The sequence below is a fragment of the Proteus sp. fly-1013 genome, from assembly GCF_040140245.1.
GTDB lineage: Bacteria > Pseudomonadota > Gammaproteobacteria > Enterobacterales > Enterobacteriaceae > Proteus > Proteus mirabilis_B.
In genome coordinates this window covers 42,645-58,977 of the sequence record NZ_JBEEWD010000004.1, presented here as the reverse complement: position 1 = coordinate 58,977, position 16,333 = coordinate 42,645, and the positions used below count along the sequence as shown (strand labels likewise).

The 16,333-nt window shown below is 40.0% G+C and carries 22 protein-coding genes; 21 read left to right on the top strand and 1 reads right to left on the bottom strand.

Annotated features, from left to right (window positions below; genetic code table 11):
- Nucleotides 1-198 precede the first annotated feature (198 nt).
- Entirely contained in the window at nt 199-807 is a 609-nt protein-coding gene (locus ABN236_RS08995) for a DNA-binding protein (RefSeq protein ID WP_072068383.1), read from the bottom strand.
- A gap of 134 nt (nt 808-941) precedes the next feature.
- Here ABN236_RS08995 and ABN236_RS08990 point away from each other — a divergent pair, with 134 nt between their 5' ends.
- From ABN236_RS08990 to ABN236_RS08890, 21 genes are all read left to right on the top strand, one after another.
- Entirely contained in the window at nt 942-1,163 is a 222-nt protein-coding gene (locus ABN236_RS08990) for a hypothetical protein (RefSeq protein WP_231135526.1), read from the top strand.
- Nucleotides 1,164-1,302: 139 nt separating this feature from the next.
- Nucleotides 1,303-1,488 (top strand): hypothetical protein, encoded by a 186-nt coding sequence (locus ABN236_RS08985; RefSeq protein ID WP_004243371.1) that lies wholly within the window; start codon nt 1,303-1,305, stop codon nt 1,486-1,488.
- Nucleotides 1,489-1,498: 10 nt separating this feature from the next.
- Nucleotides 1,499-2,341, top strand: coding sequence for a phage replication initiator YdaU family protein (locus ABN236_RS08980; protein WP_349473844.1), 843 nt, complete (start codon nt 1,499-1,501; stop codon nt 2,339-2,341).
- On the top strand, nt 2,341-3,066 hold the full coding sequence (locus tag ABN236_RS08975; protein WP_004243368.1) for an ATP-binding protein: 726 nt from the start codon (nt 2,341-2,343) through the stop codon (nt 3,064-3,066). The genes ABN236_RS08980 and ABN236_RS08975 overlap by 1 nt, the downstream gene beginning before the upstream one ends.
- Nucleotides 3,067-3,312: 246 nt before the next feature.
- On the top strand, nt 3,313-3,726 hold the full coding sequence (locus ABN236_RS08970) for a hypothetical protein (protein WP_064505760.1): 414 nt from the start codon (nt 3,313-3,315) through the stop codon (nt 3,724-3,726).
- The gene (locus ABN236_RS08965) at nt 3,723-4,118 is read left to right on the top strand and encodes a RusA family crossover junction endodeoxyribonuclease (protein WP_161772415.1); all 396 of its coding nucleotides are present in this window, start codon (nt 3,723-3,725) and stop codon (nt 4,116-4,118) included. The genes ABN236_RS08970 and ABN236_RS08965 overlap by 4 nt, the downstream gene beginning before the upstream one ends.
- 126 nt (nt 4,119-4,244) lie before the next feature.
- A complete protein-coding gene (locus tag ABN236_RS08960) occupies nt 4,245-4,418 on the top strand; it encodes a hypothetical protein (protein ID WP_286414996.1) in 174 nt (57 codons plus the stop codon).
- Between the two features lie 215 nt (nt 4,419-4,633).
- Nucleotides 4,634-5,206: a hypothetical protein gene (locus tag ABN236_RS08955; RefSeq protein ID WP_349473843.1), complete on the top strand. Its 573-nt coding sequence runs from the start codon at nt 4,634-4,636 to the stop codon at nt 5,204-5,206.
- On the top strand, nt 5,199-5,540 hold the full coding sequence (locus ABN236_RS08950; protein ID WP_075671819.1) for a hypothetical protein: 342 nt from the start codon (nt 5,199-5,201) through the stop codon (nt 5,538-5,540). Before ABN236_RS08955 ends, ABN236_RS08950 begins: the two co-directional genes overlap by 8 nt.
- 28 nt (nt 5,541-5,568) lie before the next feature.
- The gene (locus tag ABN236_RS08945; protein WP_060555922.1) at nt 5,569-6,195 is read left to right on the top strand and encodes a hypothetical protein; all 627 of its coding nucleotides are present in this window, start codon (nt 5,569-5,571) and stop codon (nt 6,193-6,195) included.
- A gap of 57 nt (nt 6,196-6,252) precedes the next feature.
- Nucleotides 6,253-6,822 (top strand): terminase small subunit, encoded by a 570-nt coding sequence (locus tag ABN236_RS08940; protein WP_115065431.1) that lies wholly within the window; start codon nt 6,253-6,255, stop codon nt 6,820-6,822.
- Nucleotides 6,822-8,303 carry a terminase gene (locus ABN236_RS08935; protein ID WP_260280542.1) on the top strand — a complete coding sequence of 494 codons (1,482 nt, stop codon included), beginning with the start codon at nt 6,822-6,824 and terminating at the stop codon, nt 8,301-8,303. The genes ABN236_RS08940 and ABN236_RS08935 overlap by 1 nt, the downstream gene beginning before the upstream one ends.
- A gap of 184 nt (nt 8,304-8,487) precedes the next feature.
- On the top strand, nt 8,488-8,697 hold the full coding sequence (locus ABN236_RS08930; RefSeq protein WP_020945812.1) for a hypothetical protein: 210 nt from the start codon (nt 8,488-8,490) through the stop codon (nt 8,695-8,697).
- 9 nt (nt 8,698-8,706) lie between these two features.
- Entirely contained in the window at nt 8,707-10,371 is a 1,665-nt protein-coding gene (locus ABN236_RS08925) for a portal protein (RefSeq protein ID WP_349473842.1), read from the top strand.
- The gene (locus ABN236_RS08920) at nt 10,368-10,682 is read left to right on the top strand and encodes a Bbp19 family protein (protein WP_069368913.1); all 315 of its coding nucleotides are present in this window, start codon (nt 10,368-10,370) and stop codon (nt 10,680-10,682) included. The genes ABN236_RS08925 and ABN236_RS08920 overlap by 4 nt, the downstream gene beginning before the upstream one ends.
- A gap of 17 nt (nt 10,683-10,699) precedes the next feature.
- Nucleotides 10,700-11,377, top strand: coding sequence for a peptidase (locus tag ABN236_RS08915; RefSeq protein ID WP_349473841.1), 678 nt, complete (start codon nt 10,700-10,702; stop codon nt 11,375-11,377).
- 15 nt (nt 11,378-11,392) lie between these two features.
- Nucleotides 11,393-12,373: a major capsid protein gene (locus ABN236_RS08910; protein ID WP_349473840.1), complete on the top strand. Its 981-nt coding sequence runs from the start codon at nt 11,393-11,395 to the stop codon at nt 12,371-12,373.
- Nucleotides 12,374-12,431: 58 nt separating this feature from the next.
- Nucleotides 12,432-12,863, top strand: a complete 432-nt coding sequence (locus tag ABN236_RS08905; RefSeq protein ID WP_135000029.1) for a Bbp16 family capsid cement protein — start codon at nt 12,432-12,434, stop codon at nt 12,861-12,863.
- Nucleotides 12,864-12,871: 8 nt separating this feature from the next.
- On the top strand, nt 12,872-13,213 hold the full coding sequence (locus tag ABN236_RS08900; RefSeq protein WP_196716150.1) for a hypothetical protein: 342 nt from the start codon (nt 12,872-12,874) through the stop codon (nt 13,211-13,213).
- 51 nt (nt 13,214-13,264) lie between these two features.
- Entirely contained in the window at nt 13,265-13,870 is a 606-nt protein-coding gene (locus ABN236_RS08895) for a phage connector family protein (protein ID WP_135000028.1), read from the top strand.
- Entirely contained in the window at nt 13,870-16,332 is a 2,463-nt protein-coding gene (locus ABN236_RS08890; protein WP_349473839.1) for a phage tail protein, read from the top strand. Before ABN236_RS08895 ends, ABN236_RS08890 begins: the two co-directional genes overlap by 1 nt.
- The last annotated feature ends 1 nt before the right edge of the window (nt 16,333 follow it).

The window sequence follows — 16,333 nt, the reverse complement described above, 5'->3', positions numbered from 1 at the left end:
TTTATCCATATTGCTAAAGAGCAAATTAACCGTATTGGTTAACTTATGTTTTTAATCATAACCATAAATTAACCATTGTCAACCATGAAAAACAAATAAATCACCAATGTGGTTATGTTTGTTTTTATCACTATGAAATTTAATGATTTATTAAGAGTAAAAAGAAGCCAGTATATGACTTCTTTTTAATGGAAAGGGTTAGTCGTGGGAGATAGGCTGGTTTTTATTAATGATAAATTCAATGAAGTTTTCAATAGCAGCTTGTTCGCTGGTGGGAAGTTTTGAATAGGCTCTTCTATCATAGTTAATAGTGCCTTTATCATTTTTAGGGATCAGTAATTCATAGGCTTGGCGACCCATTGCTTTTGCAATGGCATCAATGCTTTCAGCGGTGGCACTGGCTTCACAATTAATAATGCGGTTAACTGTTGATTGTGCAAGCCCTGAATCGACAGAAAGCTTAACTCTTGATTTTATTCCATCGTTTAACATAAATGTTGTGATGTTATCTGAGAGTATCTTGCCAATTTCAGTCGGAATATATTCCTCTTTTTCTGACTCCGCATGACCTTCTTTTAAGTGGTCTACATCCATCCAATATTTGCTAATTCTAGTCACATATTCAATTTTGCGTGACATTGGGTCGGTGAGTTCACGATGACTTTTTAAATCTTTTGGTGATAGGTAACGAGAGATCATACTTGGTGCTACGCCTAACGCATCAGCCAATAGTTTTTGTTTGCCGTTGTAGTAGCGTTCAATAATATAAATCAGGTTATCTTTTCTAATTTCAGCAATGCTTTTCATTTCTCCAAGTCCTTTGGTGTCTATTCTTTATACAAATTTGATTAAGTTATGGTGTATTAAACAAACAAATAACCCTTTTGGTAAAGTACCTAAACGGTTACTATTATTTATTGGTTAATCAAATTGGTGAAATTATGGAAGTTTTCGACTTTAAAAAATTTTGGAATGGCTTAACGATTAAGCAAAGAGAAGCATTCTCTCAAAGAACGGGATATAGCCAATTGTATCTATCACATCAGCTACGCTATGCAAAACGCAAACCATCACTAAGTAAACTCAATAAGTTATATGATGTCTGTATTGAGTTCGGTGCAGATGCAACCAGAGAGCAATTAATCAATTTCTTTATTCGATAATAATTCAAAGGCTGTTTATTGATAAGGATCACTTCGGTGGTCCTTAATTTTTTATTGATAACCAATAAGTCTTTTTAGGTTGATCTATTTTAAAATAACGGATAGCATTTGCACATACACATAATCAAATGAGGTTGAAATGGAGATTATTAGTCGAAAAGAAGCTGCTTCAAAAGGGCTTGGAAAATTTTTTACAGGTAAGAAATGCAAGAACGGTCATGTTGCTGAACGTTATGTTTGTAATGGTGTTTGCGTTAAATGCAACTTTGAAAATTCAACAGTCTATCGCTCTGTGTTAAAGCAATTAATTAACAGCGCTAAGTGAATGGTGTTTTATGCGTGACTATGGAAAAGTTTCCCCACAATTTTGGATAGGAAAAACAGGTAAGGAAATAAGAGAAAAAGGGCATGAAGCACTTATTGTCTCTATGTACTTATTAACCAATCCTCACGCCAATATGATCGGCATGTATTACCTACCTATTATCTATATGGCGCACGAAACAGGGCTAGGTTTAGAAGGGGCTTCTAAGGGGCTTCTAAGGTGCATTGAAGCAGGTTTTTGCCACTATGATGATGATGCTGAAGTTGTTTGGGTGATCGAGATGGCAAAATATCAAATAGCATCATCTTTGAAGCCATCAGATAACCGGTGTATCGGTATACAAAGAGAGTATGACTCTCAGCCTAAAAATCAATTTCTATCAATGTTTTATGATAAGTATAAAGATGCTTTTAATTTAAGTTCTGCAAGAGAATCATCTATAAAAAATGAAAGGGGCTTTGAAGGGGCTTTGAAGACCCTACGAAGCCAAGAACAGGAGCAGGAACAAGAACAAGATATAAAACCCCCTAAATCCCCCTTGAAAAAAAAGTCGGTACAAAAGCGAGGTTTTAATATCCTGGAAGAAAAAATACCTGATTGGCTAAATCCTGAAGTTTGGGAGAAGTGGATTGAGTACCGAAAGGAAATCAAGCACCCGATAAAATCGAAACAAACGTTCAGTGGACAAATAAAATTACTCACTGAGTGTTATGAGTTAGGTTTTTCACCTGAAGAAATAATTAGCAAAACCATTACAAATGGCTGGCAAGGACTATTCAAACCAAATGTTTCACCACCACAACGGATCATTCAACCTCAAAAGAACGATGAGTTTATACCGGAGGACTTCTGATGACTGCATCATCAACCTTAGCAAGGCTAAAGCGAATAATGCCTGAGCATATTAAACCTAAATTTACTACTTCTGCTGAATTAATGGCATGGCAACGAGAGCAGGGTGAAATTGATTCAATGAGGATCGCAAATGAAAACCGAGTAGCTCGTTTAAATAAAATCATGGGTAGATCAGGTATTAGCCCATTACACCAAAATTGTTCATTCGATAATTATGACGTTACATGTGAAGACCAACAAAGAGCATTGTACAAAGCTAAGAGATACGCTGAGCAATTTGGTAAATCATTTGGTGGGTTCATTTTCAGTGGTAATCCTGGTACTGGAAAAAATCATTTAGCGTCAGCCATAGGCAACCACATTATCCAAAAAGGGAAAAGTATTCTGATCGCTACACTGCCAGACATAATGATGAAGGTTCGTGAAACCTATCAAAAGGATGCTAAAACAACAGAGTCAAAACTGATAGATGATCTGTGTGATGTTGATTTGCTAGTGCTTGATGATGTGGGTGTACAACGTGGAAACCTCAATGAGGAATTAATTATATTTCAAGTAGTGGATCGAAGACTAGCAAACAAAAAGCCTGTTGGAGTGCTTACAAACCTAAATTATACCCAACTATCCAAAGTGTTGGATGAACGAGTAATAGATCGACTCCGAATGGGAAATCCAACAACGATAAATTTCACATGGCAAAGCTATCGGCGTTTAGTTAAGTAATTTCGTAAACTAAAAATCAAATAGGGGTTATTGGATATCAAAATCCTTAGCGTAATAAACACTGGTGAGTTTTATTTGTTGTAGGTATGCGATTGGATGTCTGAGTAGTGAAAACAGCGTATAGACGATTTGAGAGCGTTTTAAGTAGGTATGAGTTTAATTAAAAACTCTGTTTTTTTATACTTGAAAACATAACCAAATTGGATATATTAACCATAATGATTAATCTATTAAGGGTTATCGTACATGAAATTTATGCAGGATTTAGTTGTTGATATTTTACGTGACAATAAAAAACCATTGTCAGTTAACGAGATAACGGCAATTGCTTCTGATCTCAAGGGAAAGAAGAACCGCTCAACAACCAATTATGCACTGATTAAATTGATTGAAAGCTCCGTTGTAGAACGCAAAGCGGTAGTTGGCATTGGGTATGTCTACAAACTAACGCCTGATTACATGGAGCGCCTACGTGAATTAGATATCAAAAAAGAAGCATCTCTAATGACCAAGAAGCCAGCAAAACCTACGGATAAGCATGTTATCTGTCAGAAAGGCTCACTAACCTACGTCAGAAAGAGCTTACCACCGTTACAGCATGGAAAGATTGCTGATATTCATAACCGTATGAACGCAATGCTGGTGGCGGTACGTGCATGAAACAGCAAATTTATTATATCAATCCTGTACCAAAGCCACGTATGACACAACGTGACGCATGGAAGAAAAGACCGGTTGTCGTTAAGTACCACGCTTTTTGTGACGAGATGAGAGCTAGCCGTTTTACGCTACCTGAAAGCGGTGCTCACCTAACGTTTGTTATCCCTATGCCTAAATCATGGAGCAAGAAGAAACGCATTGAGATGAATGGTAAACCCCACCAGCAACGTCCTGATGTCGATAACCTGATTAAAGCCGTTATGGACGCCATCTTTGATGAGGATTGCAGGGTGTGGAATATCAGCGCGTCAAAGCTTTGGGGTGAGCAGGGAAAGATAGGGGTAACGTTACCTGAAAATACAGAAAATCATGAACTTATTACCATGAGTTAAGTTCGTGACTGAGTTAATTAATCGTTGAATGAGTTTGGGAAGAAATTATGAGCCAAGAAATTGATGCTATTAGGCTTATTCAATAAATCAAACAATCGTGACATGTCACGCAAGAGGATTTTTAAGATGGATGACGGGGCGGTTTACAAAATTACTGGCACATGGAACGGAAAACCATTTGAAAAGCTAATGCAAGCTGAATGTGAATTAGATGCAGAGGCAATGGTAATCTTCTGGGCTAATTTATGTGGCGCTCATGCAGACAATTTGAGCGTCGAATACCACAGCGCTATTAATTGAGGGTTGAGTGATGAAAGGAACAGAAATTAAAAAATTGATGTGGATTTATTCTGATGAAAGGATGAGACGTAAGCGAAGATATGTGAAAGCTGGAAAACAAGCGGACGATTGGAATCGTAAGTTATATAAGCCATATCGTAGTGAGCGAGTTATGAACCGATTGTTACGATTAAATTCATTGAAACTTGTGAGTTTTTTTAATTGAGGTCGAAATAATGGTATGTGCTGATTGTGGTGGAGAAGTTGTTTGGATTGGGCCTATAACAAATTTATCTCATACGGAATGTAAGCAGTGTGGTGCAATAAATAATTATCTTAACGAACAGGGTGAGGATGATTTGCAAAGCAATGAAATTGCAATGATGAAAATTAAGACCTCAAAACTTACAGGTAGAGCGCTTAACTATGCAGTAGCATTAGCAGTTGGTGGATATGAATTAATTCCAGTACCTCCTGATATTGATGGAAAAAATGAGGGGATGGTATTAGCTCCAGTTGGATATTTAGAGAGCGGTTATACATTTCCACCTAAAGGTGGGCTACGAATTGATTTTTTCGTTAAGCAATATTCAAGTGATTGGCGTGAATGTGGCGAGCTTATAAATAACTACTGGATTGATTTAATGTTTGAGGAAGTTGATGGGGTTAATTATTGCTATGCATCACCGCCACATTTAATGGGTGATTACGCCACTGCTAATATTGCTCAAGAAGCTATTTGTCGAGCGGTTGTTATGCTTGAGATAGGTAATGAAGTTGAGATACCTGAGGAGCTAGTAAATGGCTAAATCACCCGCTGAACGTAAGGCATTACAACGTAGACGCCAAAAGGAACTTGGCGTAACAAAGATTGAATTGCTGGTGGATAATCAAGAGCTGGAGATGTTACAGCGTAATTGTGTTCTGCGTATGCCCGGTCGTGAGCCGTATGACGTTGTTGAATACTTGCAGATGCTTATTCGTAAAGATGATGCGGAATATAAGCGACAAGCTGAGGAAGTATCTAAACGTAAGTGTGGTCGCTGTGGTGAACAATTACCCATTCAGCAATGCTGTTTATCTGGTGATGCTAAGTGTTGGGTAACAAAGGGCTGGCGTGAAATGATGTTGAAGGTAGAATGAGGAAAAATTGATTTTATCTGAGGGTATTATGGCGTTCGATTGGATTGCAGGTACAGCGTTAGTTGTTGGTATGGGCTCATTATATTTGACCTATCAATCTACAAAATCAGCTAAAAGAGCGATAGATACATCAATTGAGCTGTATGAAAAGCAAAAGCAGGATGCAGCACACGCAGAAGAAATTAGTAAGAAAAAACAGCTACAATCATTGTGCTATTTAATCCAAAATGAAGTATCTAGTAATATTATTCATATGAGTAAATTCGTTACTTTTTGCAACATTGTATGGAATGAAAAGTTACTAAGTTTTAATTATAACAATCTTGGTTCTGAGCCATTTTTACAGTATGAAACAGAAAATGATATAAAAGATGGTTTCATTTTTATAAAACATTCCAGCAAAATAATTGATAAATATTTATTAGAGATATCTAAAATAGATAGTGAGCTAATTAATGAGTTGTTAAAACTTAGATATACTATTGAACATTACAATGATAAATTTTTAATTAGTCTACAAAGCTTTATTAAAGTGAATCCACCAATCAGTGATTTAATTACATACCTTAATGATTCAAAAGTGTTTATAACTGAATATCAGAGGCAATCGATGGGTGTATTAGAATACTGTACAAAAAAATCGTTAGGAATCTAGTTAATATTTAATGATTTGAAGTTTAACTTTCTGGTGGTCATAATAACCAAAGAGGTGATGATTATGACTATCAAAAGACCAAGAAAGAAACCTGCACGACAGCCAACGCCTATCAACGACAAGATGGAGCGTTTCTGTCAGGAATATATCAAATCCCCCGATAATCAAACTGATGCTGCAATCTCTGCTGGATATGCGTCTGGCAGTGCTTGCAAACGTGCATCACAGCTAATGGCTGACCCCCGCATTCAAGAGCGTATCGCACAACTTATGCAACAGCGAAATAAGCGAACCAAGATGAGTGCTGACAATGTACTCAGGCGTTTGGTCGATATGCTTGATGCAGATATTGCTGATATTCTCAATGAGAAAGGCGATATTAAACCAATATCCGAATGGTCACCTATTTGGCGTAAAAGTGTTGCTGCATTCGATATTATCGATATTGACGGTGATACTCGCATTAAAAAAGTAAAGTTGCTGGATAAAATTAAGGTGCTTGAACTGATTGGTAAGCACGTTGATATCAATGCTTTTAGAGATAGGGTGCAGGTTGATGTAAATGTATCATTGGCTGATAAGTTGGCATCTGCTCGTAAACGTGCTCAGCAAGGGAGCATTGAGTAATGTCAGAAGCTTTGCAGAAGTTACCAGAAGAACAACTCATTGAAGATATTGCATCATTTACGCATGATCCATTAGGTTATGCGTATTACGCGTTTCCGTGGGGTGAAGCTGGTGGAGAGCTTGAAGAATATAATGGCCCTCGTCAGTGGCAAGCCGAAGCATTAAATGAAATCGGTGAACATCTGCGTAATCCAAAGACACGCCACCAGCCATTATTACTTGCTCGTGCTTCTGGTCACGGTATCGGTAAATCTGCATTTATTTCAATGATCATCAAGTGGGGTATGGATACCTGCGAAGATTGTAAGGTAGTCGTCACTGCCAACACCGAAAATCAGCTACGTACTAAAACGTGGCCAGAAATAGCGAAGTGGCAACGGCTATCACTTACCAATAATTGGTTTACTTGTACTAAGACAGCTATCTACTCAAACGATCCTAATCATGCTAATGCTTGGCGTGCTGATGCGGTACCGTGGTCAGAGAACAATACAGAGGCATTTGCAGGGCTTCACAACAAAGGAAAGCGTATTATCCTCGTGTTTGATGAAGCGTCTAATATTGCCGATCTGGTATGGGAAGTGGCAGAAGGGGCGTTAACGGATGAAGGTACTGAAATCATTTGGATTGCATTTGGTAACCCAACCCGTAACACAGGGCGCTTTCGTGAGTGCTTTCGTAAGTTTAAACATCGTTGGAATACTAAGCAGATTGATAGCCGTACCGTTGAAGGTAGCAACAAAGAGCAGATTAAAAATTGGGAAGAGGATTACGGCGAAGATAGCGACTTCTTTAAAGTCCGTGTTCGTGGTGTGTTCCCATCAGCATCAGAACTACAGTTTATTCCAACAGGTTTAACCGATGAAGCCATGAAGCGAATTGTCACACAGGCAGAAGTTGCTCATGCTCCCGTAATTATTGGTGTTGACCCTGCATACTCCGGTGCTGATGATGCGGTAATTTATTTACGTCAAGGTTTATTTAGTAAATGTTTGTGGACTGGAGCTAAAACAATAGACGATATTGTTATGGCAAAGCGTATCGCTGACTTTGAGGATCAATACAAGGCTGATGGTGTTCATATTGACTTTGGATATGGTACCGGTATTCATTCAATTGGAAATGGGTGGGGTAGAGTATGGCGTTTAGTGCCATTTAACAGCAGTTCAACCGATCCACAGATGGCAAACAAACGCGGTGAGATGTATAACAGCGTTAAGACATGGCTAAAAATTGGCGGGGCTATTGATGACCAAGAGACAGCCGATGATTTATCAGCACCTGAATATGTTGTTCGTCTTGACGGAAAAATAAAATTAGAAAGTAAAGATGATATAAAAAAACGCTTAGGTCGTTCACCAGGTAAAGCGGACGCACTAGCACTGACATTCGCCTATCCAGTCACTAAAATAGATAGAAATTATTCCTCACCTCATTCTGGCGTTAATGTCAGCAATTCAGATTACGATCCATTCGCATAAAAAAAGCCCTCTGGAGTAGAGGGCAAACAGTCCTAAGGTAAAGCACGCTGTCGTGGTAACAATACCGAGAAAAATGCAGTGGCATTGCATAACCAAAATGGTAGTTATAATTTTCAATATTGTAAAATAACATGTATTATTAATTTAATATGCAATATTGGTTAATTTAATATATGGGTGAATTATGTGCGGATTAGGCTCAACTCCAAAAATTACTACCCCTCCACCAGTTCAGGCAGCACCTCAAGAACAAGATGCGGCAGTAACGGGTAGTCGTGATGATGAAATGCGTCGTCGCCGTGCAGCCGCAGGTCGTAAGTCTACGTTACTAACGGGTGCGCAGGGTGCGACAAGTTCAGCATCCACCAGCGGTAAAACCTTACTTGGTCAATAAGGGGTGACTATGTCAACGCCATTGAAACAACAGCTACTGCAACAACTTAATCAGTTGGAAACAGAGCGTAGCTCATTTGAACCGCATTGGCGTGAATTGTCAGATTTCACTCGTCCGCGTAGTACGCGCTTTACTGCATCTGATGTTAATCGAGGTGATCGCCGTAATAGTAAGATCATTGACCCTACGGCGTCTTTGGCTTCATCGGTGCTTTCCAGTGGCATGATGTCAGGTATTACAAGTCCTGCTCGTCCTTGGTTTCGTTTAGCGACACCTGATCCTGATTTAATGGATTATGGCCCTGTAAAACTTTGGTTAGAAACCACAGAACAGCGTATGAACGAAGTGTTCAATCGTTCTAATCTCTATCAATCATTACCGTTGATGTATGGGGATTTAGGTACCTTTGGCACTGCAGCAATGGCAGTTGTTGAAGATAGCCAGCGTATTATCCGTACCGTTCATTTCCCTCTTGGCAGTTACTACATTGCGAATAGCCCAAGCCTGAGTGTTGATGTTTGCTATCGCAAATTTACGATGACCGTTCGCCAGTTGGTAATGGAGTTCGGGATTGATAGCGTTAGCGACACTGTTAAATCAATGTGGAATTCAAGCCAGTACAGCCAATGGGTTGAAGTGGTTCATGCCGTATATCCAAACCTTGAACGACAAACAGGAAAGTTAGAGGCGAAGCACAAGCCTTTTAAATCCGTTTATCTTGAAGTGGCGGGTGATCACGAGAAAGTGTTACGTGAGTCTGGCTATGATGAATTTCCTATCATGGCGCCACGTTGGGAAGTCAATGGTGAAGATGTTTACGGTTCATCTTGCCCTGGTATGTTGGCGTTAGGTGGTACTAAAGCACTTCAATTAATGCAAAAACGTAAAGCGCAGATGATTGATAAGCTGACCAATCCACCTTTACAAGTGCCAGCCTCATTAAAAAACCAACGGGTAAATACTATACCCGGTGGCATTAACTATCTTGATGAGGCAAATCCTACTAATAAAATTCAAACGATTTTTGATGTTCAACCTGTAGCATTGAAAGCATTACTTGAAGATGTTCAAGATACTCGTCAACTGATTGATACCGCTTACTTTGTTGATTTATTCCGCATGATGCAAATGGTGAATACGCGCTCTATGCCGATTGAAGCCGTTGTTGAGATGCGAGAAGAGAAGCTATTGCAATTAGGGCCCGTTCTGCAACGCCTTGATTCTGAGTTACTCGACAAGCTGATTAATCGCACTTTCTCAATCTTGGTAAACAAAAACTTACTTCCCGTTGCGCCTGATGAAATGCAGGGAATGGATCTAAAGGTTGAGTACATTTCTGTAATGGCTCAGGCACAGAAATCGATTGGCGTTGGCAGTATCGAACGCTTTGCTGGCTTTGTTGGCAATTTGGCAAAAGTTAAGCCAGAGGCCCTAGATAAACTTAATGCTGATGATGCTATTGATAACTATGCATCAGCAATTGGTGTCTCTCCAACTATCGTTGCAACCAATGAGCAAGTACAAGCCATACGCCAACAGCGACAAGCACAGCAACAACAAATGGCGCAGATGCAAATGGCGCAGTCTGCTATTGATGGTGCTAAAACCCTCAGTGATACCAATCTTGATAATGATAGTGCCTTGTCCGCTATGGCTGGTGGAGGTGCTCAATGACACATCCATTCGATGCGTATGAAGACGAGAGAATTGCTCGCACTGAATACGATATTCAACAAAAAAATAGGCAAGAGAAAGAGGAACAACAGCTAAAAGAGGTTATGTCCACAGAAGCTGGGCGTGCTGTTATTTGGCGTTTGATTTCTGACTCTGGCGTATTTCGTAGCTCTTTTTCTAATGATCCCTATGCAATGGCATTTAGAGAGGGCGAACGTAACTATGGGTTAAAAGTTTTCAATCAATTACACCAAGTTTGCCCTGAGCTTTATGCGCAAATGGCAAATGAAGCAGCTACACCAAGCGTTTAACAACGGGAGAAACAGTCATGAACTTATGGCAGAAATTAATTATGCGTCGTTTGTATAACGAGCAACACAGCGAGGGAGGTGAAGGCGGTGGCGGTACAGCAACGGAACCTACTCAAGAAACATCAGCAACAGATAAAAATGAGCCACCAGAAAATAGTGATGATCCTACTAAAAGCACTGAAAAAGAGAATGGTGGAGAGCAGGGCAAGCTGGCTGATAAGAAAAATGATGCCAATAAATCAGATGTAGGTGCGCCTGAAAAGTATGAATTTAAAGCACCAGAAGAAGGGCAAGAGCTTGATAAAGGTGCATTAGAAGTCTTTGAGCCGATTGCTCGTGAGCTGAATTTAAACAACGAACAAGCGCAAAAACTGGTTGATGTTTATGGCTCTAAAATCATGCCTGCTATTCAGAAACAAATCAATGATGGTTGGCAAAAGCAGACTGAGCAATGGGTTAAAACTGTTAAAGCAGATGAAGAATTAGGATCAAATGAGTCTATTGGTGCAGCACAAAAGGCATTAGATACCTATGGTTCTGATGATTTGAAATTGTATTTAACAGAAACAGGGTTAGGTAATCACCCAGAGATTATTCGGGCTTTTGCCAAGATAGGCAAAGCAATGTCAGAGGACGGTCTTGTCACTGGCAACAGTAACGGCAGTAAAAGTGCTGCTGATGTTTTATTTGGATAACAAAGAGGAAATAACATGCCTGCTTTAACTCTCGTTGATTGGGCTAAACGACAAGGCCCTGACAGCAAGCAAGCGAAGATTGTTGAGCTGTTAAGTCAAACTAATGAAATATTAGATGACATGGTTTTTGTTGAAGGCAACTTGCCAACAGGCCACCGTACAACCGTTCGTACTGGTTTACCATCTGCAACATGGCGCTTGCTTAACTATGGTGTTCCGCCTAGTAAATCAACCACAGCACAAGTAACCGATACAACGGGTATGCTGGAAACTTACTCTGAAGTTGATAAAAAACTGGCTGATCTAAATGGTCAGAAAAATGAGTTTTTACTGTCAGAATCTCTTGCATTTATTGAGTCAATGAATCAGGAAATGGCAGAAACTTTAATTTATGGTGATACATCTGTACATCCTCAGCGCTTTACGGGTTTAGCCGCACGCTTTAACGATATGAAAGCGAAGAATGCCGTCAACATTATTGATGCTGGTGGTACTGGTAGTAACTTAACTTCTATTTGGTTAGTGGTATGGGGTGAAAATACGGTTCATGGCATTTTCCCTAAAGGTTCTAAAGCAGGTTTAGAACAAAACCATTTAGGTGAAGTGACGTTACAAGATGATAATGGTGGTAAATATCAGGGGTATAGCACCCATTTTAAATGGGAAAATGGACTAACGGTGCGTGACTGGCGTTATGTCGTCCGTATCGCCAATATTGATTTATCTAAAATTGGTAAAGATCCAGAAAAGGAAGATGCTCTTGACCTTCCTGACTTATTGATTCAAGCAATTGAAAAAATTCCTAATTTATCATTAGGCCGTCCAGCTATTTATTGTAATCACCAAATCCGTAGCTGGATGCGTCGCCAAATTAAAAACAGTAAAAACGTCAATATTTCTATGGCAGAAGTGGCAGGTAAGAAAGTCGTCACATTCGATGAGATCCCTGTTCGCCGAGTTGACACCATTCTAACGACAGAAGATCAGGTGAAATAAGTTATTGCGGTGTCGTTTAACGGCTCTGCTAACTTTCATTTATTTGGAGATAGTCAAAATGATTTTAGATAAAGAAACGCTTTTTTCACTGGATCAGGCTGTTACTGCATCTGCTGTAAGTAAGCAAATTATCGACTTAACGCCAGTGCATGGCACATTTCGTGATATCGGTATTGGTGAGCCATTAGAGCTGTTTGCACAAGTGACTGAACAGGCTAAAGCAGCTGGTGAAGCGACTGTTCAAATCAAGTTAGAAACCGCGACAGACGATAAATTCTCTGATGCTAAATCTATCTTTGAATCTGTGGCAATGCCAATTGCTGATTTAAATGCAGGTAAACGTATTGTGGCGAAAGTACCTCAAGGCGTTCTGAAGTACCTGCGCCTGCAATATGTTGTTGCAGAAGGGCCATTAACGGCGGGTAAGTTCACTGCGGGCATTAACCTAACTGTTGATGCTCATCCTATTTACGATGCTGTAACTCAATAAGGTGTGACATGTCACGATATAAGGTTTTAAAAAAATCATTTATCGCTGGGCGTCTACTTGAAATCGGTGAAGAGGTTGAGTACGACGGTATAGCTGGCGCTAACTTAGCGTTAATTGGTGGCGCTGATGCTCGACTTGATATTCATAGTGTGGCTGATGGGGCTGGTGATAATACTGTTGAAGGCGTAAGTAATATTGCTGTAAGCGGTTCAGGTGTGGCGATTGACTCAAGCCTTGATGCGCTTCGTGAGCAATATACCCAGCTATTTGGTAAAGCACCTCATCACAATATGGGCGCAGATAAAATGCGCACCGCAATAGATGAAAAGCGGAAAGAACTTGGGGTTTAACCCCCGATGATAAAGGGGGCGAAAGCCCCTTTTTTATTGGAGATAAATGATATGGCCTCAGAAATTGAAATTTGCAATATTGCATTAAGTCGCATTGGTAATAGTCGTTCAATTAATAGCATGACTGAATCCAGCAAAGAAGCCGTTCAATGCAACCTTCATTATGCGCAATGCCGTGACAGTGTGCTGGCCGATTTTCCTTGGAACTTTGCTACTAAAAAGGTGGCATTAGCCAATACAAATAATCCACCACCTAATTGGGCGTATGCCTATCGCTATCCCAATGATTGCTTAAAAGCCATTGGTATTGTCGAACCTCATCAAAAGTACCGTAGACCAGATACAGCAATCCATTTTCATGTTGGTTCAGATGAAAACGGTACAGGTCGATTAATTTTTACTGATCACCCTAGTGCATGGCTTGAGTATGTTGCACGTATTACTGATGTCAATATGTTTGATGCGTTATTTAAAGATGCCCTTGCATGGCGTTTAGCGGCTGAGTTGGCTCGTCCATTGGCATCAAATGCAGGTATTGGTGATGAAGCATTACAAATTTATCAAGGTGTTATTAAAAGCGCGGCAGCACATTCATTAAGTGAGTCAGCAGAGCCAACTGATTATATGGATGAATTCACACAAGCGAGGTTGTCATAATGCCATTTAGTCTTATTCAACCTAGTTTTTCAGGCGGTGAAATTGCACCAAGCCTATATGGTCGTGTTGATCTTGCGAAGTATTCAACCGCACTGCGCAAGTGCCATAACTTTATTGTTCGTCAATATGGTGGCGTTGAGAATAGACCCGGAACACGCTTTATTGCTGAAACAAAGTATCAAAATAAGAAGTCTCGCCTTATTCCTTTCCAATTCAGCACTGTACAAACCTATGCGTTAGAGTTTGGTGATCGTTATATTCGCGTATTTAAAGATGGTGGTCAGGTTCTCTATGCTGATGGTGAACATAAAGGCGAAGTGTTTGAGTTAGAGACACCTTATAAAGAAGCTGATTTGTTTGATTTGAAGTATACGCAATCAGCCGATGTTATGACGATTGTTCATACTGATTATCCACCAATGGAGTTACAGCGTTACGATCATGATGATTGGAAGTTAGTCTCCGTTGAAACCAAGAACGGTCCCTTTGAAGATATCAATACCGATAAGGCAATGAAAGTTTATGCCAGTGCAAGCACGGGGCAAATTACGTTAACGTCTACGCATGATATTTTTGGTACCGAGCAAATAGGTAAGCAGTTCTATTTAGAGCAACGTGATATTGATGCGGTTCCTGTATGGGAGACAGATAAAACAACCAACCTTAATGATCAACGCCGTGCTGACAGTAACTACTATCGTGCCAATAGTGGCGGTAAAACAGGAACACTAAGACCGTCTCATACTGAAGGAATGAGCTGGGATGGTTGGGGTGGTGATACAGGGATCCAGTGGGAATATTTGCATAGTGGTTTTGGTATCGTAAAAATTGAAACTGTTAGTGAAGATGGCAAAACAGCCACAGGAAAGGTGATCTCTTATATTCCATCCAATGCCGTTGGTGAAGATAATGCAAGCCATAAATGGGCGCGTGCAGTGTGGAATGATGTTGATGGTTATCCAAGCACCGTTGTTTATTATCAACAACGTTTATTCTTTGCTGGCTCTCGTGCCTATCCACAAACGATATGGGCCAGTCGTAGCGGTGACTATAAAGACTTTGGTCGCAATAATCCTATTCAGGATGATGATCGCATTATCTACACGTATGCAGGTCGTCAAGTTAATGAAATTCGCCATTTGATTGATGTCGGTTCGCTGGTGGCATTGACCTCTGGTGGTGAATATCAAATTACAGGCGATCAGAACAAAGTACTTACACCTTCCAGTTTTTCAATGTCATCACAAGGGGCTAACGGCTCAAGTGATTTACCGCCGATCTCTGTTGCGAACATTGCGCTTTATATACAAGAGAAAGGTAGTGCTGTGCGTGATTTATCGTATTCCTTTGATGTGGATGGGTACCAAGGCACTGACTTAACTATGTTGGCAAATCATCTATTTCAACGTCACCGTATTGTTGATTGGTCATTTACTACGGTTCCATATTCAATTGCATGGTGCATTCGTGACGATGGGTTAATGCTGGCTTTAACCTATTTAAGAGAACAGCAAGTTTTTGCATGGGCACCACAATCGACAGAAGGGAAATTTGAGTCCACATGTTCCATCAGTGAAGGCAATGAAGATTCAGCTTATTTTATTGTCCAGCGTACAGTAAACGGCAAACAGGTTCGATATGTAGAGCGCTTGGCTAGCCGTTTATTTACTCGTACAGAAGATGCTTTCTTTGTGGATTCAGGCTTAAGTTATGACGGTAGAAACACAGATGATGTAAAAACAGCAACCATCACGGGTGGATCAGGTGAGTGGAACTATCAAGAAAACTATCCATTAGTGATTTCAGGCGATCCAATTTTTAGTGCTTCTGATATTGGTAGTGCCGTCAATATTCCTTATTTTGAAGATAATGAGCACAAAGAGCTTCGCTGTAAGATTGTTCAATATATATCTGCAAATCAAGTTGTTATTTCTGCTAATCGCAATATTCCACCAGCATTACAAAATACACCCACTACTGAATGGAGCATTGCCCGCTATCGCTTTGCTGGCTTAAATCATCTTGAAGGTAAGACAGTTAATATTCTCTCTGATGCTAATGTTTCACCTCAGGCTATTGTCACCAATGGTGCAGTGGAAATTGATACGCCATCAGCCGTAGTGCATATCGGATTACCTATTACCAGTGAATTAGAAACACTTGATATCCATATTAATGGGCAAGAAACATTACTTGATAAGAAGAAACTTATTAAGGTTGCCAGCTTAATTGTAAATAGTAGTCGGGGTATTTGGGCTGGTACTGAAAAAGAACGGTTATATGAGTATCCTCAACGCCAATTCGAGTTTTACGACAATCCTGTTGATGATGCCACAGGCATTGTTGAAATTAATTTAGATGCAGATTGGAGCAAAAACGGACGTGTCTTTATTAGACAGGTTGATCCGTTACCGTTAGCGGTGCTCTCTGTTATTCCGCGTATTGATGCTGGTGGTTTCTGAA